The following is a 20,566-nucleotide window of genomic DNA, read 5'->3' as shown; positions in this document are numbered from 1 at the left end:
TCGGCACCAGCACAGCACCAGGCCACAGAGGGAGGATGGGAGCATGACCACCGCGCTCTTCGTCATCGACGTCCAGAACGACTTCACCGAGGGAGGCGCCCTCGCCGTCACCGGGGGCGCAGGCGTCGCCGCCCGGGTGACGGAGCGCCTCCGGGGCGACCGGGCCCGCTGGGACGTCGTCGTCGCCAGCCGGGACTGGCACGACGACCGGGGCGACAACGGCGGCCACTTCTCGGCCGAGCCGGACTACGTGGACACCTGGCCGCCGCACTGCGTCCGCGGCACGGCGGGCGCCGAGTACCACCCCGACCTCGACGCCTCGCTCGTCGACGAGCACGTGCGCAAGGGCACGGGCAGCCCGGCCTACTCGATCTTCGAGGCCGCCACCGAGCAGGGCGAGTCGCTGGTCGAGCTCGTGGCCCGGCACGGCGTCACCGACGTCGACGTCGTGGGCCTGGCCACCGACCACTGCGTCCGCGCCTCCGCGCTCGACGCGGCGCGGGCCGGGCTCCGCGTGAGGGTCCTCACCGACCTCGTCGCCGGCGTCGCCGAGGGGCCGAGTGCGGCCGCCCTCGACGAGCTGCGCGCGGCCGGCGTCGAGACGGTGCGCTCGTGAGCGCCGCCGACGAGGCTCGCGTCCTCGCCGCCGTGCCCGCCGGCCTCCACGTCGACGGGGCCTGGGCGCCGGCGACCGCGGGCCGCACCTTCGACGTGCGCGACCCGTCGACCGGCGACGTGATCGCGACGGTCGCCGACGGCGACGCGTCCGACGGGCTCCGCGCCCTCGACGCCGCCGTCGCCGCGCAGGCGGCCTGGGCGGCGACGCCTCCCCGCACCCGCTCCGACATCCTGCGGCGGGCCTTCGACCTGCTGCGCGAGCGCGCCGACGACCTCGCGCTGCTCATGACGCTCGAGATGGGCAAGCCGCTCGCCGAGTCGCGCGGCGAGGTGGCCTACGGCTCGGAGTTCGTCCGCTGGGCCAGCGAGGAGGCGGTGCGCGTCTCGGGCCGCTACGGCACGAACCCGGAGGGGACCGGCCGGACCGTGGTGCTGAAGCGCCCCGTGGGCCCGTGCCTGCTCATCACCCCCTGGAACTTCCCCCTCGCGATGGCGACGCGCAAGATCGCGCCCGCCCTCGCGGCCGGCTGCACCGTGGTCGTGAAGCCCGCCGACCTCACGCCGCTCACGACGCTCGCCCTCGTCGGGATCCTCGCCGAGGCCGGGGTGCCGCACGGCGTGGTGAACGTGGTGACGACGACCTCGGCCGGCGACGTCTGCGAGCCCCTCATCCGCGACCCGCGCCTCCGCAAGCTCAGCTTCACGGGGTCGACGCCGGTCGGCTCGACCCTGCTCGCCCAGGCGTCCGAGCGCGTGCTCCGCACGTCGATGGAGCTCGGCGGCAACGCGCCGTTCCTCGTCTTCGACGACGCGGACCTCGACGCGGCCGTCGAGGGCGCCCTGCTGGCCAAGTTCCGCAACGTCGGGCAGGCCTGCACCGCGGCCAACCGGTTCCTCGTGCACGAGGCGGTCGCGGACGAGTTCGTCCGCCGCGTGACCGAGCGCGTCGCGGCGATGACGCTCGGCCGCGGCACCGACGACGGCGTCGACGTCGGCCCCCTGATCGACGACCGCGCGGTCGAGAAGGCGGAGCGCCTCGTCGGGGACGCCGTCGCCCGCGGCGCCGTCGTGCGGACGGGCGGCGCGCGCGTCGACGGCACGGGCACGTTCTACGAGGCGACCGTCCTCGACGGGGTGCGGCCGGGCAGCGAGCTGCTCACGACGGAGATCTTCGGCCCCGTGCTGGCCGTCTCGACCTTCGCCGACGAGGAGGAGGCGGTGCGGCTGGCGAACGACACCGAGTTCGGCCTCGTGGCCTACGCGTTCACCCGCGACCTCGCCCGCGGGCAGCGACTGGCCGAGACGCTCGAGACCGGGATGCTCGGCCTCAACGTCGGCGTCGTCTCGAACGCCTCCGCCCCGTTCGGCGGCGTCAAGGCGTCCGGCCTCGGCCGCGAGGGCGGCCTGGAGGGCATCCAGGAGTACCTGGAGACCGTGTACCTGATGACCCCCGACCCCTTCGCCGCATGAGCGCCCCGGTCCCGCAGCAGTCCGAGCGAGTCCCGGAGCCGCAGCAGTCCCGCCTCCGGGTCGGCATCGTCGGCTACGGCCTCGCCGGCCGGGTGTTCCACGCGCCGCTCGTGGCCGCCGACGACTCGTACGACCTCGTCGCCGTGGTCACGCGCGACTCGGACCGCGCCGACCAGGCCAGGACGTCCCACCCCGGAGTCGAGATCGTCCCGCGCGCGGGCGACCTCGACGAGCTCGGCCTCGACCTGGTGGTCGTCGCGACGCCGAACGCGACGCACGCCGACGTGGCCGCGGACGCCCTGCGGGCCGGGTCCGCGGTCGTCGTCGACAAGCCCGTCGCGACCACCGCCTCCTCGGCTCGTCAGCTGATCGAGCTCGCCGAGTCGCTCGGTCGGTCGCTGACGGTGTACCAGAACCGTCGCTGGGACGGCGACTACCTCACGGCCTCGCGCCTGGTGCGGGACGGCGCGCTCGGCGACGTCCACACCTTCGAGTCGCGCTTCGAGCCGTGGAAGACCGCGAACCGCGCGGGCTGGAAGTCGGAGGCGACGGCTGCCGAGGGCGGCGGGATCCTGCTCGACCTCGGACCGCACCTCGTCGACCAGGCCCTGCACCTGTTCGGCCCGGTCGTCGACGTGCACGCGGAGATCGCGCGGCGACGCCCGTCGGGAGCCGCCGACGACGACGTGTTCGTGTCCCTCCGTCACGAGGGCGGTGTCCGGTCGCGGCTCTGGATGAGCCACGTCGCGGCGCAGCCCGGCCCGCGCCTCCGCGTGCTCGGCACGGCCAGGGCCTACGTCGTCGACGGGCTCGACCCGCAGGAGGCGCAGCTCGCGTCGGGCACGTCGCCCCGTGACCCCGGGTACGGTCGCGTCCCCGACGAGCGACACGGCCTCCTCGGCATCGGAGCGGAGGCCCGGCCCGAGCCGACCGACCGGGGCCGTTACCCGCTGTTCTACGAGCAGCTCGCCCGTGCCCTCCGCGGGGCGGGCCCGCTGCCGGTCGACCCGCGCGATGCCCTGGCGGCTCTCGAGGTCATCGAGGCGGCACGGGAGTCGGCCGGCGGGGCCTGACACCGGCCCGGGGCGGGTCAGAGGCGCGTGTCCCAGTCGACGCGGGCGAGCACCGCGGCGGCGTCGACGTCGGCCAGGCTGCCGGGCGACCAGCGCGGCGACCTGTCCTTGTCGACCACCCGGGCGCGGATCCCCTCGACGAGGTCGGGGGAGTCGGCCAGGGCGGTGACGAGCCCCAGCTCCTGGCCGAGCACGGCCTCGAGGTCGGGCAGGCCGCGTGCCCGGCGCTGGGCGGCCAGGGTGAGCACGACGGAGGTGGGCGAGGCGGCCTCGAGGTCGTCGGCCGCCCGGCCGGCCGCGACGACCCCGTCGCGCTCGAGCTCGCGCAGCCGGGCGAGCACCTGCCGTGCGTCGTCGCCCCGGTACGCGTCGTCGATCCAGCTGCGCTCGGCGGCTAGGGGCGCCGGGGGAGGCTCGACGGCGAGGGCCCGGACGGCGTCGGGGCCGCCGGTCGCGAGCGCGTCCAGCACGAGGTCGCTGCCGGCCTCGCCCTCCTCGGCGACGAGGACGTCGGCGAACCCCGTGAGCAGCGCGTCGGAGGCGGTCATCGCGACACCGGTCAGCGCCAGGTGGGTGCCCAGCTCGCCGGGCGCCCTCGAGAGCAGGTAGCTGCCGCCCGCGTCGGGCGTCAGGCCGATCAGCGTCTCCGGCATGCCGACGCGGCTGCGCGGCGTCACGACCCTCAGGGACACGTGGCCGCCGAGCCCGACGCCGGCGCCCATGGCGATGCCGTCGAGGTACGAGACGACCGGACGGTCCCACCGGGCCAGCCGCAGCGCGCCCCGGTACTCCCTACGCCACATCGCCACGCTGCGGGCAGGGTCCGCCGTCGCGTCGCGGTGGATCACGGTGATGTCGCCGCCGGCGCAGAAGCCCCGGGGGCCGGCTCCGCGCAGCAGCAGGGCCTCGACCGCGTCGTCGTCCTGCCAGGCGTCGAGGGCGCGCTCCACCAGGCCGAGCATGCCCTCGGTCACCGCGTTGATCTTGCCGGGCCGGTTCAGCGTGACGACCCCCACGCCCCGGTCGACGTGGAACAGGACCTCGGGCTCGCGGGCGTCGTCGCTCATCGGGCCAGGCTAGGCGACCCGGCCTCCCGGCGGGCCTACGGGGCCACGGCCCCATGACCCCGTGACCCCACGAACCCACGACCCCGCGCCCCACGACCCTGCAGGCGGGGATCAGACGAGCAGCTGGTGCTTCGCGAGGTCCTTGTAGAGCGGCGTGCTCTCGACCAGCTCGGAGTGCGTGCCGACGCCGACGACCCGTCCGTCGTCGACGACGACGATCTGGTCGCTGTCCACGACCGTCGAGAGCCGGTGCGCGATCACGATCAGGGTGCGACCCTCGGCGACGGCGTCGATGGCCTCCCGGAGGCGCTGCTCGTTGAGCCCGTCGAGGCTCGACGTCGACTCGTCGAGCAGCAGCAGCGGGGGAGCCGAGAGCAGCGTGCGCGCGATCGCGAGGCGCTGGCGTTCGCCGCCCGAGAGCAGCACGCCGTCCTCGCCGACCTGGGCGTCGAGGCCGAGCTCGCCGCGCTCGAGCACGGCGGTGAGGTTGACCGCCTCGAGCACCCGGCGGCAGTCGTCGTCGGTGGCCTCGGGCGAGCCGAGGGTGAGGTTGTCGCGCAGGGTGCCCGCCAGGACCGCGGCGTCCTGTTCGACGTAGCCGATCTGCGCGCGCAGGTCGACGCGGTCGAGCGCGCGGACGTCCACCCCGCCGAGACGGACGACGCCGGAGGTGGGGTCGTAGAAGCGCTCGATGAGGGCGAGGATGGTGCTCTTGCCGGCTCCGGACGGGCCGACCAGGGCGGTGCGCTTGCCCACGGGAGCCGAGAACGAGACGCCGCGGAGCACGGTGAGGTCGTCGTCCGAGGCCGCGCGCGCCTCCTTCGCGGCTGCCGTGCCGTCGACGGCCGGGGGCGAGTCGGGGTAGCGGAAGTGCACGTCGTCGAAGCGGATCGCGGCGTCGGTCTCGACCCTGGCGTCGCCGCCGAGGCCCGCGGCGACGACGTCGTCGCCCTCCGTCTCGCGCGGCAGGTCGAGGATCTCCTGGATGCGGCCGAGCGCCCCGAGCGCCTGGTTGACGCTGAGGACGGCGCCCATGGCCTGGCCGAGCGGCATGATCATCAGGAAGAGGAACAGGATGAACGACACGAGCGAGGCGATGTCGATCGTGCCGTTCGCGACGCGGAAGCCGCCGACGCCCAGCACGACGAGGAACGACGCCTGCAGCGCGACGGAGGCGATGGGCACGACGAGCGCCGAGATGCGCGCGACCTCGAGGCCCCGCCGGTAGGCGCCCTCGGCGTCGGCCTGGACGCCGGTGATCTCCCGTTCCGTCGCGCCGCTCGCGCGGATCGTCCGCACCGAGCTGATCGACCGCTCGACGGCGGCGGTCAGGTCGCCGACCTTCTCCTGTGCGCGCCGGCTGGCGACGCGGATGCGGCCCGAGAGCAGCACGACGACCGTCACCGAGACGGCGACCACGAGCACGGTGAGGCCGAGCAGGACGGGGTCGATCAGGAACATGCCGACCAGGGCGCCGACGAAGGTCAGGGAGCCGCCGATCGCCTCGACGAGGCCCTGGGTCAGCACGGCCCGCAGCAGGGTCGTGTCGCTGCCGACGCGCGACACGAGGTCGCCCGTGCGTCGACGGTCGAACTCGCTGACCGGCAGGTGCAGCAGGCTCGCCACGAGCCGGCGGCGGCTCGAGAGCACGACGCCCTCGCCGGTGCGCTGCAGCAGGTAGTGCTGGAACCCGCTCAGCAGGCCGGCGACGACGACCAGGGCGACGAGCGCCCAGACGAGCCGGCCGAGCGTCTCGCCCTGCTGCACGAGCGTGATGACCTGGCTGACGAGGAGGGGCTGGCCGAGCGAGGCGGCGGCGCCCAGCACGCTGAGCACGATGATGACGACCATCACCTTCTTGTGCTCGAAGAGGTACGGCAGCAGCTGGCGGAACGTCGCGCGGGGCCCGTCCGCCTCTCGGCGGCCCGTCCGACCTGCCCGTCCTCGTCGAGCGGGCGCGGGGGCAGGTGCGGGGGACGACGCGGATCGAGTGCTCGGGTCGGAGCGGCTCGTGTCGGAGCTCATGGTGCCTCTCGGGGAAGGTCGCGGCGGATCGCCGGGACCACGGTACTTCGTCCCGTCCCGAGCCACCTGCGCCTCCGCTGGGACGGCGCGCGGTCCCGGCGGCCTGCGCCGGGACCGCTGCCGCTCAGCCCGCGGCGTCGTACTCCACGTGCTTCGTCTCGCGGCTGAGCAGCAGCGCGACGAGCGTGAGCACGGCCATCGACGAGAGGTACAGGCCCACGAGCCAGGTGCTGCCGCCGGCTGCCTGCCAGAGGGCGACCGCGATGAACGGGGCGACGGCCGCGCCGAGGATGCTGGCGACGTTGTAGCTGATGGCCGAGCCGGTGTAGCGCACGCTCGTCGGGAACAGCTCGGGCAGCACCGCGCCCATCGGGCCGAAGGTGAGCCCCATCAGCGTGAACCCGACGATCAGCAGGCCCTGGGCCCCGACCGCGCCGGCGGAGAAGAACGGGGCGAACAGGAACCCGAACACGAGGATCGCGCTCGTCACGACGATGAGCAGGGCACGTCGGCCGAACCGCTCGGCCAGCGGGCCCGACACCAGGGTGAAGATGCCGAAGAAGACACAGCCGAAGATGAGCATCAGCAGGAACTGCGTGCGGTCGATCCCCAGCCCCGGGGCCTCGCCCGACGCCTCCGCGGTGCCGTACGTCAGCGTGAACGTCGTCATCAGGTAGAAGAGCGTGTACGTCGCCAGCATGATGAACGTGCCGAGGATCAGCGGGCGCCAGCTCGTCGTGAAGACGCGGGCGAGCGGCAGCTTCGCGACGTTGCCCGAGTCGACCACGGCCTGGAACGCCGGGGTCTCGATGAGCTTGAAGCGCACGTACAGACCGATGATCACGAGCAGCGCGCTCGCGAGGAACGGCACGCGCCAGCCCCAGCTGAGGAACTGCTCGTCGGTCAGGTTCGCGTTGAGGACGATGAACACGAGGTTGGCGATGATGAAGCCGATCGGGGCGCCCAGCTGCGGGAACGTCCCCCAGATCGCCCGTCGGCCGGCGGGGGCGTTCTCGGTCGCGAGCAACGCGGCGCCGCTCCACTCCCCGCCGAGCCCCAGGCCCTGGCAGAAGCGCAGCACGACCAGGCAGGCGGGCCCGGCGACTGCCCAGCCCGGCGTCGTGCCGGCGGGGATGCAGCCGATCAGCACGGTCGCGACGCCCATGGTCAGCAGCGAGGCGACGAGGGTGCCCTTGCGGCCGATGCGGTCGCCGAAGTGGCCGAACACGATCGAGCCGACGGGGCGCGCGATGAACGCGACCCCGAAGACCGCGAACGAGGCGAGCCTCGCGACGGCCGGGTCGTCGTTCGCGAAGAAGATCGTGGGGAACACGAGCACGGCGGCGGTCGCGTAGACGTAGAAGTCGTAGAACTCGATGGAGGTGCCCACGAGGCTCGCGAGGACTACGCGCGAGCGCTTGTTGACGGGCGGGGAGGCGGACGTCGACGGCGCGACGGCGTTGCGGGACATGGGGACTCCGGGGCAGCAGGAGGGGACGAGGGGAGGCGGCCTCGACGACGTCCGGTGCCAGATGGGCTCGACGGGGTCGGAGGCGGAGAAGTGGCCCCGGGTGGTGGACGGGGCGCGCGGTGCCGTGGTGCGGAGGTGCAGGGGCCGCTCGTGACAGCCGTCGTCCATCTTACGTGCCGCCGGTGCCGCCCGTGCCGCCGGTGCCGCCGGTCGCGCCGACGCCGACCGAGGTGCTGCCACGGCGGGTCAGGCGTCGCCGTGCAGCTGCCCGGGCAGCTCGTGGCCCATGCGGTCGCGCTTCGTGTCGAGGTAGCCCTCGTTGAAGGCCCCCACGCCGACGACGAGGGGCACGGACTCGAGCACCTCGATCCCGTGCTCCACGAGCTGGCGGCGCTTCTCGGGGTTGTTGCTGAGCAGCCGGACCGACGTGACGCCGAGGTCGCGCAGCATGTCGGCGGCGGCGCCGTACTGACGGGAGTCGGCGGGCAGGCCGAGCGCCAGGTTGGCGTCGAGGGTGTCGAGGCCGTCCTCCTGCAGCCGGTAGGCGCGCAGCTTGTTGATGAGCCCGATGCCTCGGCCCTCGTGGCCGCGCAGGTAGACGACGACCCCGCCGTGGTCGCGGATCGTGTCGAGGGCGGCGTCGAGCTGGGGGCCGCACTCGCACTTGAGCGAGCCGAAGGCCTCGCCGGTCAGGCACTCGGAGTGGACCCGCACGAGCGCCCCGTCGGAGGGGGCGGCGCCGTCGGGCCCGGAGGCGACGATCGCGATGTGGTCGGCACCGGTCTCGACGTCGGTGTAGGCGCGCATCCGGAACGTGCCGTGCGAGGTGGGGACGGTGGTCTCGACCTCGAAGGTCACGTGCGAGACGCGGGGGGAGTCGGGGGAGTGGGCGTCGGTCATGGGGTGCTCCGGGTGTCGTCGCGGGCCACGACCAGCAGGTCGGTGCCGAGCAGGGTGACGTCGGCGACGCGGAGGCGTCGCTGGTCGTCGATCGTGGCGACGCCGAGGTCGTCGAGCGCGGTGAGCGCGCCGCCGATCAGCGTCGGGGCGAGGTAGACGAGGTAGTCGTCGACGAGGCCGGCGCGGACGAAGGCGCTGGCCACGGTCGGGCCGCCCTCGACGAGCACGCTGCGGACGCCGAGCCGCCAGAGGGCGCCGAGCGCTGCCTCGGGGTCGTGGCCCCCGAGCTGCACGAGCTCTCGAGGGTGGCTCCGGAGGCGGGCCCCGGCAGGGACGGGACGGTCACCCACGACCACCGGCACGGGCTGGTCGGCGAGCAGCTCGCCGCCGTCGCCCCGCGCCGTGAGGCTCGGGTCGTCGGCGAACACGGTGCCGGTGCCCACGAGGATCGCGTCGTGGTCGGCGCGCACCTCGTGCACGTGCTGCCGCGCGGCGGCGCCGGTGATCCAGCGGCTCGTGCCGTCCGCGGCCGCGGCGCGACCGTCGAGGCTCGAGGCCCACTTCACGGTCACGAACGGCCGGTGGTGCCGAGCCGGGACCAGCCACCGGCGCACGAGCTCCGTCGCCTCGTCGACGAGGAGGCCTCGCTCGACCGCGACGCCTGCCTCGAGGAGGCGGGCGCCGCCTCCCGAGGACTGCTCGCCCGGGTCGTCGACGGCGTACACGACGCGCGCCACGCCCGCGGCGATCAGGGCGGTGCTGCACGGCCCGGTCCGGCCGGTGTGGTCGCACGGCTCGAGGGTGACGACGGCGGTGAGACCGGCGGCTCCGGCGTCCCCGAGCTCCGCCAGGGCGTCGATCTCGGCGTGCGGCGTTCCCGCGCCGCGGTGCCAGCCCTCCGCCGCGGTGCTGCCGTCCGGTCGGAGGAGCACGCAGCCCACCTGGGGGTTGGCGCCCCGGGCAGGGCCGCGAGCCGCCAGCTCGAGCGCACGCCGCATGGCGGCCTCGACGACGAGGTCGTCCGGGCCGTCCGACGGCGCGGGCGCGGTGTTCGGGTCGGTCACGAGTCCTCCGGGAGACGGGGCGTGCCCGGCGTCTGCGGGCCTCTGTGGTCAACGTCGTCGACCCGCGGCCATTCCCGGGAGCGGTCGCGGTCGTGTCGACCGGCCTCGGCGTCGGCGGCATCGGCGGTGTGGTCCCGGGCGGCCCCGCCGGAGAGGTCGGGCCAGCCCTGCTTCGGGAGGCGGTCGTCGCCGGGGCGCAGCCGCGCCTTCCAGCAGAGGGGCCGTGCGCCGTCGCGGCCGGGGTGCATGCCCGGCCCGGCGCCCGTGTAGGTGAAGCCGCAGCGGCGCGCGACGGCGGCGGAGGCGTCGTTCCCGACGTAGCCCTCCCAGTGCAGCTGGTCGAGGCCGGCCTCGCCCAGAGCCCAGTCGGCGACGAGACGCACCGCCGCGGTCATCAGGCCGCGGCCGCGGGCCTCCGGCGCCGTCCAGAACCCGATGTCGCGGGTGCCGAGCCGGACGCTCACGACTCCGAGCAGCAGCGACGAGCCCGGGCCGCGCAGGCCCCAGGTGGCCTCGCGTCCCGTCGCCCAGCCGTGGTCGACGATGCGCTCGAGGAAGAACGCCGCGTCCGACCGCGCGTAGGGCGCAGGGACGGTCGTGAAGCGCTGCAGCACCGGGTCCTGGCAGGCGTCGACGATGGCCTCGACGTCGGCCGGGCCCGGCACCTCCAGACGGACGGCCGGCGACTCGAGCACGAACGGCTGCACGGTCAGGCCCTGCGGACGAACCCGATGCGGTCGTACACGGTGTCGAGCGTCGCCTGGGCGATGGCGTCGGCGCGCTCGGCGTTGCCGGCGAGCACGCGGTCGAGCTCGGCCGGGTCGTCGAGCAGCTCGAGCGTCCGGGCACGGATCGGGGTGAAGGTCTCGACGACGACCTCGGCCACGTCCTTCTTGAGGTCGCCGTAGCCGCGCCCCTCGTACTGCTGCTCGAGCGCGCCGACGGTCGTGCCGGAGAAGGCGGAGAGGATGGTCAACAGGTTGGACACGCCGGCCTTGGCCCCGCGGTCGAAACGGATCTCGCGCTCCGTGTCGGTGACGGCCGACTTGATCTTCTTCGCCGTGCGCGACGGCTCGTCCAGCATCCAGACGATGCCGGAGTCGGTCGCGGCCGACTTGCTCATCTTCGACTCGGGCGTCTGCAGGTCGTAGATGCGGGCGGTCTCCTTGAGGATGGCCGCCTCGGGCACGACGAAGGTCTGGCCGTACCGGGAGTTGAAGCGCCCCGCCAGGTCGCGGGTGAGCTCGACGTGCTGGCGCTGGTCGTCCCCGACCGGCACGGACTCGGCCTGGTAGAGCAGGATGTCGGCCGCCATGAGCGTCGGGTAGGCGAAGAGGCCGAGGGTGGCCGCGTCGGCGCCCTGCTTGGCCGACTTGTCCTTGAACTGGGTCATCCGACTGGCCTCGCCGAAGCCCGTCAGCGTGTTCAGCACCCAGGCCAGCTGCGCGTGCGCGGGCACGTGCGACTGGATGAAGAGCGTCGACTTCTCGGGGTCGATGCCCGCGGCGATGTACTGGGCGGCGGTGCGGCGGGTCTGCTCGCGGAGCGTCGCAGGATCTTGCGGGACGGTGATGGCGTGCATGTCGACCACGCAGAACAGGGCGTCGTGGCTGGACTGCAGCTCACGCCACTGCAGCAGCGCGCCGACGTAGTTGCCGACGTGCAGGGAGTCGGAGGTCGGCTGCATGCCGGAGAAGAGGCGGGGCCGGGCGGCGGCCGGGGCGGAGGTGCTGGTCATGGCGTCCTAGGGGGAGAGAGCCGGGGAGGAGGCCCGGCGTCGGCGGTGCGGGGTCAGATGTCGTAGTCGACGACGACGGGCGCGTGGTCGGACCAGCGCTTGTCGTAGGAGGCGGCCCGGTCGACGACGAGGCCGGAGGCGCGCTCAGCGAGGGCGGGCGTCGCCACGTGGTAGTCGATGCGCCAGCCGGTGTCGTTGTCGAAGGCCTGGCCGCGCCACGACCACCACGAGTAGGGCCCCTCGACCTCGCCGGCCAGGCGGCGGCCGACGTCGACCCAGCCGAGGCCCGTGCCGCCCTCGCCGTCGGCGGTCTCGACGGGCTCGCCCTCGGGCCCGAAGAACCGGTCGAAGTAGGCGCGCTCGCGCGGCAGGAAGCCGGCGCGCTTGACGTTGCCCTTCCAGTTCTTGATGTCGAGCTCGCGGTGCCCGACGTTGAGGTCGCCCGTGACGACGGCGAGCTCGGAGTGCGCGGCGAGCTGGGGCAGCCGCTGGCTCATCGCGTCGAGGAACTTCCACTTCTCGTCCTGCTTGTCGGTGCCGACCTCGCCCGAGTGCACGTAGGTGCTCACGACCGTGACGATCGTGCCGTCGACGTCGTAGTCGGCCTCGATCCACCGGCCGGCGCTGTCGAAGTCGTCGGGGCCGAGCTCGACGCGGTGGATGCGGGCGGCGCCCCGGGAGGCGATCGCCACGCCCGCGCGGCCCTTGGCCGTGGCGGGGTGGTGCAGCACGTTCCACTCGGGGCCGAGCAGGCCCTCGAGGTCGTCGGTCGAGGCCCGCACCTCTTGCAGGGTGAGGACGTCGACGTCACGGTCGGCCAGCCACTCGCCCATGCCCTTGCGGTACGCGGCACGGATGCCGTTGACGTTGACCGAGGCGAGACGCAGACGAGAACCCATGCCAGAGAGACTAGCGGCGGCCGCCGACGCCCGAGCCGCCCCCGGCCTCGCCGTCGTCGCCCCCGGGGTCGCGGCCGGCCGGGCCGCGGCCCGGGCTCCGGAGGCCCCGCGGCAGCCGCGAGGCGAGGGCGCGGAGCCGCTCGCCCGCGCGCGCCCTGCGCGAGCCGAGCTGCGCCTCCTCGGCCAGCCGCGCCTCCTCGAGCAGCCGCAGCCGCTCCGCCTCGGCGTGCGGGTCCGCGAGCACGCCGATGTCGTCCATGCCGACCGCGATCCAGCCCGCCGCGAGCAGCAGCACCTGGCAGAGCAGGTTGATGACGAGCAGCAGCCCGACGATCGCGGCGAACGACGCGAGCAGCGGGTTCGAGCCGGCGGCGCGCAGCAGCGTGCCGCCGACGAAGGTGATGAACACGAACCCGGCGCCGCCGATCGCCGAGCCCGCGAGGAGGCGGCGGGCCGGGATGTGCAGACCGGCCAGCACCCGGAACAGCACGGCGAGCACGGCCGTGTCGAAGACGAAGACGAGCACCAGGCCGACGAGCCGGAGCAGCGCGGCCGACGCGTCGGAGTCGGGGGAGAGCCCGACGAGGCGCAGCCCCCAGGTCACGGCCGTGGTGCTCAGCAGCGAGATCGACGCCGACACCAGCACCGTCGCGCCGAAGACCAGCGCGAGCACGAGGTCACGGGCGATCAGCCGGAGGAGCGGCGTCGCGGGCTGCGGCGCCCGGAACACGGTGCGCACGGAGTCGCGCATGCTGCCGAAGAGCCGGATCGACGAGAAGAGCAGCCCGACGAGGGCCACGGTCCCCGTCCAGCCGAAGACGGACGCGTTCATGAGGGCGCCCGGCTCGACGACGCCGGCGCCCGTGTCGTCCTTGATGACGCCCGGCACGGCGGACTGGATGAAGGCGATCAGCTCGTCGCGCACGACGTCGTTCCCGGCGACGACGAACCCCGCGACGCTGAAGCCGACCCAGAGAGCGGAGAAGAGGGCGAAGAGCGCCTGGTACGTGAGGCCCGCCGCGAGCAGCGGGCCCTTCTGCACGACGTGCCGGCCGACGACCCGCACGGCCCTCGACGACGCGAGGCGCGACCCGGCGGCGACGGCGCCCGAGGCGGCCCGGCGGGTCGCGGCGGGCCTGTCGGCGGCGACGTCCCGGGAGGCGTCGGCCTGCTCGGTGTCGTCGGGGCGGCGGCGCATGCACCCAGGGTACGGGCGCGTGCACGGGTCGCCCGCCACCGCTCGCGTACGATGTCGCTGACCCCGCGGCGCCGCCGATCAGCGTGCCCGCCGCAGACACCGCGAGCACGAAGAGGTACACAGTGGCACTACAGGGCGTTGGCGTCGGACGTGGAGTGGCCGTCGGCCCCGTCCTGAGGATGCCCGAGCCGCTTCCCGAGCCCGGCACCGAGGGGCGCACCGCGGACGCCGCCGCCGAGTCGGCCGCCGTGGGGACGGCGCTCGCCGCCGTCGCCTCCGACCTGACCGCACGGGGCGAGAAGGCAGGAGGCGAGGCGAAGGACGTCCTGGACGCCCAGGCCCTCATGGCCCAGGACCCGACCCTCGTCGAGGACGTCGACCAGCGCATCGCCGACGGCTCCACGGGCGAGCGCGCGGTCTTCGAGGCCTTCGCCGCCTTCCAGGAGATGCTCGTCGGCATGGGCGGCTACATGGCCGAGCGCGCCACCGACCTGGGCGACGTCGCCCAGCGCGTCATCGCCTCCCTGCGCGGCGTCGCCGCCCCCGGGGTGCCCGAGAGCGACACCCCCTTCGTGCTGGTCGCTCCCGACCTGGCACCGGCCGACACTGCCCTGCTCGACCTCGAGAAGGTCCTCGCCCTGATCACGCGCGACGGCGGCCCGACCTCGCACACCGCGATCCTGGCCCGCTCGAAGTCGATCCCCGCGATCGTCGGCGTCACCGGCGCGCTCGACCTCGCCGACGGCACCGTCGTCGTCGCCGACGCCGCGACGGGGGTCGTCACCGTCGACCCGTCGGCCGACGAGGTCGCCGTCGCCGAGAAGCGCATCGCCGACCGCGCCGCCGCGGCCGCCGCGCCCCTGACCGACGGCGCGCTCGCCGACGGCCACGCCGTGCCGTTGCTCGCGAACCTCGGCTCGCCCGACGAGGCCGCCGGCGCCGTCGCGCTCGGCGCCGAGGGCGTCGGCCTGTTCCGCACCGAGTTCCTGTTCCTCGGCACCAGCTCCGCCCCGACCGTCGAGAGCCAGACCGCGAGCTACACGGCGCTGCTCGAGGCGTTCCCCGGCCGCAAGGTCGTCGTGCGCGCCCTCGACGCCGGCGCCGACAAGCCCCTCAGCTTCCTCAACGACGCCCACGAGGAGAACCCCGCACTCGGCCTCCGCGGCCTCCGTGCGCTCCGCGTCAAGGAGCAGATCCTCCGCGACCAGCTGAGCGCCCTCGCCGCGGCGCAGGCCGCCACCACGGCCGACCTCTGGGTCATGGCGCCCATGGTCAGCGACGCGGAGGAGACGGAGTACTTCGTGACCCTCGGGCGTGAGCTCGGGCTGAGGACCGTCGGCGTGATGGCCGAGGTGCCCTCGCTCGCCGTGCTGGCCGACCAGATCTTCTCCTCGGCCGACTTCGTCAGCGTCGGCACCAACGACCTGACGCAGTACACCCTCGCCGCCGACCGCATGCTCGGCTCGGTCGCCAGCTACCAGGACCCCTGGCACCCTGCCGTCCTGCGCCTCGTGAAGGCCCTCGGCGACGCCGGTGCGGCCGCGGGCAAGCCCGTCGGCATCTGCGGCGAGGCCGCGGCCGACCCGTTGCTGGCCGTCGTGCTCGTCGGCCTCGGCGCGACCACGCTGTCGATGACGCCCGCGGCGCTCGCCGACGTCCGCCTCGAGCTGGGCAACCACACGCTCGAGCAGGCGCGCGCCCTGGCGACCGCGGCGATCGCGGCGACCACCGCCTCCGGCGCCCGACAGGCCGCCGAGGCCGTCGCCGCCGGCTGACCCGCCTGCAGGCCGAGGGGAGGGCCGTGGACGTCGGCGTCGTCGAGGAGAAGCAGAAGGAGGCGGCACTCGTCGTCTTCCGGGCGGTCTCGCGGTCGTCTCGTGTCGAGTGGGTGCGGGCACGTCTCTTCTGGTCCGAGGTCGGCGGGAGCATCGGCTCGCACCTGGCCGTCTGGGACGTCGAGGAGACCAAGTCGGGCGTGCCGGTGCCGGTGCCGGACGAGGTCGACGGGCCGCTGGCCCTCCTCCGGCGCGAGACGGAACGTCCGGGCGCGGGCGCGTGGCTCAGCGCCTTCGTGACGGTCACGACCGAGGGCCGGTACTCCTTCGAGTTCAACTACGACCAGCGTCCCTCGTGGACGAACTCCCGGGATCCGCTCTCGGGCGGTCCTGGCAGCGCTCCCTCGGACGAGTCCCTCCTCGCCGACCTCGCCCGGCACCCACGACGCCCCGAGGCGCTGCCCGCGTGGTATCCGGTCCGGCCGCCGGCGGGCGACGAGACGCCGACGGACGGCGAGCCCGAGCGTCCCACGACGCCGCTGGCTCCGCCGTCGTCCGTGGCCGACCTCGTCGCGATGCCGGGGTGGGCGGACGTGTGGGAGAGCGTCGTCGGGCACCTCGACCGCGTCCTGCCACCCCACGTCTCGCGACAGCTGGCGGCGACGTCGGCGGGCGAGCGCGTCCCGGAGACCGACGACGTCGTCGATGGCGTCTGGGAGGCCGTCTGGGCTGATCAGGTCACGTCCCTCGACGCGGCGGGCGTCGTCGGCCTCTGGGAGCCGTGGGCGCGGGCGACGGGACGCGACCTGGCCCTCGGCGCGTCGGTCGACCCCCGGTCCGACGTCCACGCCCACCTCGCTCCGGGGTCGCCGCTGGACCTCGTGCTCCAGGACCTGGGCGACGTCGTCGACACGCTGGCGCAGGCGGCCCTCGACGCCAGACTCGTCGAGCGGGTGCTCGACGCCGACGCGCCTCGGAGGCCGAGCGGGGCCTAGTCGAGGGCACGCCTCGGCGTCGCGCGCCCTCAGCGCTGTTCGTGCATCCGGGCGTCCGCGTCGTTCCTGTCCTGCACCGTCGCGAGGTCCGCGACGGCGACGAGGAACGGTCGGAAGGCGGCGAGGTCGTCGTGGGCCGGGCGGGGCCGTCCGAGCTCGACGACGACGAGTGTTCCCGTGCTCGAGAGCACGGCGAGCGAGGAGCCGGGCGTGGCGGTCGCGCCGTACCGGGGCAGCACCTCGAGGTGGACGCGTCGCAGGTGTCGCGTCACGACGGCACGAGCCCCGAGCGTGTCCGACACCAGCTGGGCCAAGGCATCGTCTCGGGCCGCCGGCACGACGCGCGTCCATCCTCGTGCCTCGAGCGCCCGCCGCGCCTCGGCGACGCGGGCGTGGGCGAGCAGGACGGGCGAGTCGGGCCCTGAACCCGGCCCGAAGCCGAGACGAGCGCTCAGGGCCTGCTCGACGATCCCGCGCACCGGATCCGGCGTCCCCGCGACGGCTGCGGACGGGAGGCGCCGGAGCACGTCGCCGACCACGGCGGTGAGGGCGGCAGGCCACCCGCTGACCGCCTGGTCGTCGAGGAGCCGGTCGTGGTCACCCGTGGAGAGGGCCGCCGCCACGGCCTCGTCGAGGGACGCCAGCCGGCGGGTCGTCGGGCGGTCCAGGTCGGGCGGCAGCACCAGACGGCGGCGCAGGAGGCGGGACACGGCCCGCTGCCGCTCGGCTGCCTCCCTCGAGCCCGTCGTCCCCATGTGCCCGATCCTAGGACGCTCCGAGCTCGGGCAGGTCAGGCGACGACGGCCCGCAGGTGCTCCGCGACGATGGCGTCGACGACGCTCGCGACGGCCGCCTCGACGGCCGGAACGACCTCGGGGGAGGCGACGCGCGCCTCCTCGAGTCCCAGCTCGGGGTCGACGGACTCGACCGCGTCCACCGCGGGGAGCACGCCGGCGGTGACCGCCTCGGCGTGCAGCCGGAGGAGCGTCGCGACCCGGTGCGGAGCGATGACGTCGAGCACGACGGCGTCCCGCACGCGCAGCGCGAGCTGGCCGAGCGAGAGCTCGGGCGCGTCGGGGTCGTCGGTCGGCGCGGCGTCCGGCGACGACGCCACGGGGGAGGCCGCGGTCTGCTGGGCGACGCTCGCGAGCACCCCGGGCCAGCCCCAGCGGCCGTCGAGCGAGGAGAGCGAGGCGGGCAGGGGCGCGGCGGGCGGGGTGGATGACGGCGCCGTCGTCGCCCCCTCCGCAGCGGAGCTCGCAGTCGCGGCGTCGCCCGGCAGCCACTCGGGCCGGTACTTCTCCGCGCGAGGGAAGCGTGCGAGGTCGGCGGCGTAGTCCGCGTCGGTCGGGACGACCTCGTCGCCGGTGGCCTCGAACGGCGACGCGGCGTCGTCGAACACGCGGCGTTCTCCGTTGAAGCGCGCGGTGAACGAGCCGTCGGACGACAGGGTCAGCACCAGCGAGAACCAGGTGCCGCGCTCCGGGTCGGCCATGGCCTCGCGGAGCTGCGTGCCCAGTGCCTCGACGTCGGGCGTCGGGAGGTCCTGCTTCGAGCTGCCGGCCGCGTCGAGGGCGTCGAGCCAGGTCCGGCTGACCTCGCCGACCTGGAGGAGGAACAGCGTCGCCTCCGCCCAGTCGACGTCCACCAGCGACTCGGCGACGCGGGCGGCGATCTGGTTCTGCAGTTCCTGCTGTCGGGCGACGTCCATGTCGGAGCCTCTCGGTCGTGATCGGGGATCGGGAGCGGTGCTGACGTCGCGGGCGTCGCGGACGGCACCGACAGACTATGCGCACGGCCCGCCTCCTGCCCTCTTCCGGGCGAGCGAGGTCGCGGACCGGTCACCGTCCAGGGGGCGGGAGCAGACTTGTCGACGTGGGCACCTCTATCCGACACCCGTTGATCGACGCCGTGAGCGCGCGCGTCGTCCGGGTCGACAGCCGGTCCCGCGTCGTGCGGCTGAGCGCGCCGCTCGCCGACCTCCTGGCCCGCCGCCGGGGTCGTCGCCGGATCGTGCTCGTGACGGGGGAGTCCTCCCGACTGACCGTGGGCACGCGGGCCGCTCTCGTGCACGCGGGCGCCGCCTGGGCCGTGCGTGACGAGCACGGCGTCCTCCGCGACGGGCTGACGGGCTCCCCGTACGCCGACCTCGACTCCGCGGGCTGGCCGCCGAGCGCCCCGGACGACCTGAGCCAGCAGGAGGTCGCCCCCGAGCCGATCGTCGTCCAGGAGGCGGTCGACACCATCGCTCAGCTCTCCGTCGACCTCACGGTGCTGCACCGCCCCGACCACGACACGACCCTGGGCGGGGCCGTCGAGGTGCTCTCCGAGGCCGTGGCCGGTGCGGGGCCCGACAGGTGGGGCGAGACCGAGCCGCTGCGGCGGCCCTGGGACCGCTGGGTGCTGACGCAGAGCGCACGGCACGCCGCGCCCGAGCTGGTCCGCGTGGTCGTCGAGGGCCCCGGCCTGTCCGGCACCCTCACGGCCCGCGTGACCGAGAACGGCATCGAGGAGACGACCGCCCTCACGATCACGGTGCCCGCCGTCACTCCCGCAGGCGGGGGCGAGACCGACCCCGTCGACGCGGCGGTCGGCCGCCTCACGGAGGCGCTGTCCGAGATCGCCCGCACCTCCGTCCCGACCTTCGCCCTCGTGGTCGCCCGGGAGGGCGAGCCCGACCGCAGCGTCCGGGCGGTCACGTACCCGCCGCCCAACCCCGTCGTGCTGCTGATCGGCGCGCCGTCGGTCCAGCGGCTGGGCCTGACGGTCTCGACGATCCCCGTGCCCAGGCCGGTGACGGTCGTGGGCCGCCCGCGCCTCCCGGCCTACGTCGTGCCCCTCGGCGACGCGGCCACCTCCGGCTGGGACGCCCTGCACGACACCCTCGACGCCGTCGGGCCGGAACGCCTGGCCGAGATGGTCTCTCCTCCGCTGCTCGAGGCCTGGGAGGACGACCTCGACGAGCACGACCTCCTGCACGAGCACCGGCGTCCCGACGCCGACACCGACGCATCCGATCCCGACACCGACGAGGAGGCGCCTCCCGGTGCCCCGTGACATCACGATCCTGAGTCCGCACGTCGTCGACGCCCTCGACCTCGCGACCGCCGCCAGGGCGGTCGACGACTCCCTCGGCGTCCGAGAGATCGACGGCGGAGCAGCCCTCCAGGTCTTCGGGGGCGGGGGCGACGCCGTGCTCACCGTGTTCAGCTCCGACGAGGTCACGGTCGCGGGCGAGATCGAGCGGCTCCTGCCGGATCCGCCGGCCGTCCGCCTCCCCGTGCACTGGGTCGACGCCGTCGCGCCCCACGGCCCCGAGGGCGAGCGGGGAGTCTCGGTGGCCCTCCGCCTCGCGCTCGGCCTCGAGGCGACCTGCATCGTCGAGGACGACTGACGACTGACGACTGACGGCCGACGACTGACGGCCGACGGGACGGCGGAGGGCCCGGCTCCACCGAGGTGGTGCCGGGCCCTCCTGCGTCTCGCCGGGTCAGCTCGCCGAGTCAGCTCACGGGGGCGACGCTGCCGCGCAGCACCGCGTTCTTGACCTCTGCGATTGCCTTGGTCACCTGGATGCCGCGGGGGCAGGCCTCGGTGCAGTTGAAGGTCGTGCGGCAGCGCCACACGCCTTCCTTGTCGTTGAGGATGTCGAGGCGGACCTGGGCGCCCTCGTCGCGCGAGTCGAAGATGAAGCGGTGGGCGTTCACGATGGCGGCCGGGCCGAAGTACTGGCCGTCGGTCCAGAACACGGGGCAGCTCGACGTGCACGCGGCGCACAGGATGCACTTGGTCGTGTCGTCGAAGCGCTCGCGCTGCGTGGCGCTCTGGATGCGCTCCTTCTCGGGCTTCGAGGAGGCCATCAGGAACGGCTGGATCTCACGGTACGACTGGAAGAACGGCTCCATGTCGACGACGAGGTCCTTCTCGAGGGGCAGCCCCTTGATGGCCTCGACGTAGATCGGCTGCGAGAGGTCGAGGTCCTTGATCAGGGTCTTGCAGGCGAGCCGGTTTCGGCCGTTGATGCGCATCGCGTCCGAGCCGCAGACTCCGTGGGCGCACGAGCGGCGGAACGTCAGCGAGCCGTCCTGTTCCCACTTGATCTGGTGCAGGGCGTCGAGCACACGGTCGGTGGGCAGCACCTGGACGTCGAAGTCCTGCCAGCGCGGCTCGTCGTCGACCTCGGGGTCGAACCGGCGGATGATCAGCGTCGCCGTGAAGGTGGGGACGGCGTCGGAGGCGGTGGGGGCGTTCTCGAGGACTGCGGAGCTCATGC

At 74.4% G+C, this 20,566-nt stretch carries 18 protein-coding genes and 1 pseudogene; 7 read left to right on the top strand and 12 right to left on the bottom strand.

Annotated features, from left to right (window positions below):
- The first annotated feature begins 43 nt into the window (after positions 1-43).
- The 3 genes from IFT90_RS10585 to IFT90_RS10575 are packed head-to-tail and all read left to right on the top strand — an operon-like array spanning position 44 to position 3,161.
- Positions 44-616, top strand: a complete 573-nt coding sequence (locus tag IFT90_RS10585; protein WP_192042109.1) for an isochorismatase family protein — start codon at positions 44-46, stop codon at positions 614-616.
- Positions 613-2,088 carry an aldehyde dehydrogenase family protein gene (locus IFT90_RS10580; protein WP_192042108.1) on the top strand — a complete coding sequence of 492 codons (1,476 nt, stop codon included), beginning with the start codon at positions 613-615 and terminating at the stop codon, positions 2,086-2,088. The genes IFT90_RS10585 and IFT90_RS10580 overlap by 4 nt, the downstream gene beginning before the upstream one ends.
- The gene (locus IFT90_RS10575) at positions 2,085-3,161 is read left to right on the top strand and encodes a Gfo/Idh/MocA family oxidoreductase (RefSeq protein WP_192042107.1); all 1,077 of its coding nucleotides are present in this window, start codon (positions 2,085-2,087) and stop codon (positions 3,159-3,161) included. The genes IFT90_RS10580 and IFT90_RS10575 overlap by 4 nt, the downstream gene beginning before the upstream one ends.
- Before the next feature lie 17 nt (positions 3,162-3,178).
- Here IFT90_RS10575 and IFT90_RS10570 read toward each other — a convergent pair whose 3' ends face one another.
- The 9 genes and pseudogenes from IFT90_RS10570 to IFT90_RS10530 all read right to left on the bottom strand — a co-directional run bounded on the left by IFT90_RS10570 (position 3,179) and on the right by IFT90_RS10530 (position 13,523).
- A complete protein-coding gene (locus IFT90_RS10570) occupies positions 3,179-4,228 on the bottom strand; it encodes an enoyl-CoA hydratase/isomerase family protein (RefSeq protein ID WP_192042106.1) in 1,050 nt (349 codons plus the stop codon).
- Positions 4,229-4,339: 111 nt separating this feature from the next.
- The gene (locus tag IFT90_RS10565; protein WP_192042105.1) at positions 4,340-6,253 is read right to left on the bottom strand and encodes an ABC transporter ATP-binding protein; all 1,914 of its coding nucleotides are present in this window, start codon (positions 6,251-6,253) and stop codon (positions 4,340-4,342) included.
- A gap of 124 nt (positions 6,254-6,377) precedes the next feature.
- A complete protein-coding gene (locus tag IFT90_RS10560) occupies positions 6,378-7,724 on the bottom strand; it encodes an MFS transporter (protein ID WP_192042104.1) in 1,347 nt (448 codons plus the stop codon).
- A 246-nt stretch (positions 7,725-7,970) separates the two neighbouring features.
- A pseudogene (ribA, locus tag IFT90_RS10555) lies at positions 7,971-8,597 on the bottom strand (GTP cyclohydrolase II); the annotation flags it as partial.
- Between the two features lie 23 nt (positions 8,598-8,620).
- On the bottom strand, positions 8,621-9,622 hold the full coding sequence (gene ribD, locus IFT90_RS10550; RefSeq protein WP_192042366.1) for a bifunctional diaminohydroxyphosphoribosylaminopyrimidine deaminase/5-amino-6-(5-phosphoribosylamino)uracil reductase RibD: 1,002 nt from the start codon (positions 9,620-9,622) through the stop codon (positions 8,621-8,623).
- 62 nt (positions 9,623-9,684) lie between these two features.
- A complete protein-coding gene (locus IFT90_RS10545) occupies positions 9,685-10,395 on the bottom strand; it encodes a GNAT family N-acetyltransferase (RefSeq protein ID WP_192042102.1) in 711 nt (236 codons plus the stop codon).
- Positions 10,396-10,397: 2 nt separating this feature from the next.
- Positions 10,398-11,426 (bottom strand): tryptophan--tRNA ligase, encoded by a 1,029-nt coding sequence (trpS, locus tag IFT90_RS10540; protein WP_192042101.1) that lies wholly within the window; start codon positions 11,424-11,426, stop codon positions 10,398-10,400.
- 53 nt (positions 11,427-11,479) lie between these two features.
- A complete protein-coding gene (locus tag IFT90_RS10535; protein WP_192042100.1) occupies positions 11,480-12,325 on the bottom strand; it encodes an exodeoxyribonuclease III in 846 nt (281 codons plus the stop codon).
- A gap of 10 nt (positions 12,326-12,335) precedes the next feature.
- Complete coding sequence (locus IFT90_RS10530) at positions 12,336-13,523, bottom strand: YihY/virulence factor BrkB family protein (RefSeq protein ID WP_192042099.1); 1,188 nt, start codon at positions 13,521-13,523, stop codon at positions 12,336-12,338.
- 122 nt (positions 13,524-13,645) lie between these two features.
- On the opposite strand from IFT90_RS10530, the gene ptsP reads away from it, so the two are divergent.
- Both ptsP and IFT90_RS10520 read left to right on the top strand, forming a co-directional pair.
- A complete protein-coding gene (gene ptsP, locus IFT90_RS10525) occupies positions 13,646-15,298 on the top strand; it encodes a phosphoenolpyruvate--protein phosphotransferase (RefSeq protein ID WP_192042098.1) in 1,653 nt (550 codons plus the stop codon).
- A 26-nt stretch (positions 15,299-15,324) separates the two neighbouring features.
- On the top strand, positions 15,325-16,293 hold the full coding sequence (locus tag IFT90_RS10520) for a hypothetical protein (protein ID WP_192042097.1): 969 nt from the start codon (positions 15,325-15,327) through the stop codon (positions 16,291-16,293).
- Between the two features lie 29 nt (positions 16,294-16,322).
- Here IFT90_RS10520 and IFT90_RS10515 read toward each other — a convergent pair whose 3' ends face one another.
- Complete coding sequence (locus IFT90_RS10515) at positions 16,323-17,048, bottom strand: hypothetical protein (protein ID WP_192042096.1); 726 nt, start codon at positions 17,046-17,048, stop codon at positions 16,323-16,325.
- 35 nt (positions 17,049-17,083) lie between these two features.
- On the bottom strand, positions 17,084-18,004 hold the full coding sequence (locus tag IFT90_RS10510) for a hypothetical protein (RefSeq protein WP_192042095.1): 921 nt from the start codon (positions 18,002-18,004) through the stop codon (positions 17,084-17,086).
- Between the two features lie 164 nt (positions 18,005-18,168).
- On the opposite strand from IFT90_RS10510, the gene IFT90_RS10505 reads away from it, so the two are divergent.
- Both IFT90_RS10505 and IFT90_RS10500 read left to right on the top strand, forming a co-directional pair.
- Positions 18,169-19,350, top strand: coding sequence for a DUF6177 family protein (locus IFT90_RS10505; protein WP_192042094.1), 1,182 nt, complete (start codon positions 18,169-18,171; stop codon positions 19,348-19,350).
- Positions 19,340-19,687, top strand: coding sequence for a hypothetical protein (locus IFT90_RS10500; RefSeq protein ID WP_123546572.1), 348 nt, complete (start codon positions 19,340-19,342; stop codon positions 19,685-19,687). Before IFT90_RS10505 ends, IFT90_RS10500 begins: the two co-directional genes overlap by 11 nt.
- Positions 19,688-19,796: 109 nt before the next feature.
- On the opposite strand, the gene IFT90_RS10495 is transcribed toward IFT90_RS10500, so the two are convergent.
- Positions 19,797-20,564, bottom strand: a complete 768-nt coding sequence (locus IFT90_RS10495; RefSeq protein ID WP_123546571.1) for a succinate dehydrogenase iron-sulfur subunit — start codon at positions 20,562-20,564, stop codon at positions 19,797-19,799.
- Between the last annotated feature and the right edge of the window lie 2 nt (positions 20,565-20,566).

This window comes from Frigoribacterium sp. CFBP 8766 (assembly GCF_014841435.1).
In the GTDB taxonomy this organism is placed as follows: Bacteria; Actinomycetota; Actinomycetes; order Actinomycetales; family Microbacteriaceae; genus Frigoribacterium.
This window is presented reverse-complemented; position numbering and strand designations above follow the sequence as displayed.

Bases quoted from the DNA above. Each gene is read 5' to 3' on its own strand.
- IFT90_RS10565 (WP_192042105.1), bottom strand. From the start codon at position 6,253: ATGAGCTCCGACACGAGCCGCTCCGACCCGAGCACTCGATCCGCGTCG.
- IFT90_RS10570 (WP_192042106.1), bottom strand. From the start codon at position 4,228: ATGAGCGACGACGCCCGCGAGCCCGAGGTCCTGTTCCACGTCGACCGG.
- ribD (WP_192042366.1), bottom strand. From the start codon at position 9,622: ATGCGGCGTGCGCTCGAGCTGGCGGCTCGCGGCCCTGCCCGGGGCGCC.
- IFT90_RS10560 (WP_192042104.1), bottom strand. From the start codon at position 7,724: ATGTCCCGCAACGCCGTCGCGCCGTCGACGTCCGCCTCCCCGCCCGTC.
- IFT90_RS10515 (WP_192042096.1), bottom strand. From the start codon at position 17,048: ATGGGGACGACGGGCTCGAGGGAGGCAGCCGAGCGGCAGCGGGCCGTG.
- IFT90_RS10495 (WP_123546571.1), bottom strand. From the start codon at position 20,564: ATGAGCTCCGCAGTCCTCGAGAACGCCCCCACCGCCTCCGACGCCGTC.
- IFT90_RS10585 (WP_192042109.1), top strand. From the start codon at position 44: ATGACCACCGCGCTCTTCGTCATCGACGTCCAGAACGACTTCACCGAG.
- IFT90_RS10575 (WP_192042107.1), top strand. From the start codon at position 2,085: ATGAGCGCCCCGGTCCCGCAGCAGTCCGAGCGAGTCCCGGAGCCGCAG.
- IFT90_RS10530 (WP_192042099.1), bottom strand. From the start codon at position 13,523: ATGCGCCGCCGCCCCGACGACACCGAGCAGGCCGACGCCTCCCGGGAC.
- IFT90_RS10535 (WP_192042100.1), bottom strand. From the start codon at position 12,325: ATGGGTTCTCGTCTGCGTCTCGCCTCGGTCAACGTCAACGGCATCCGT.
- IFT90_RS10510 (WP_192042095.1), bottom strand. From the start codon at position 18,004: ATGGACGTCGCCCGACAGCAGGAACTGCAGAACCAGATCGCCGCCCGC.
- trpS (WP_192042101.1), bottom strand. From the start codon at position 11,426: ATGACCAGCACCTCCGCCCCGGCCGCCGCCCGGCCCCGCCTCTTCTCC.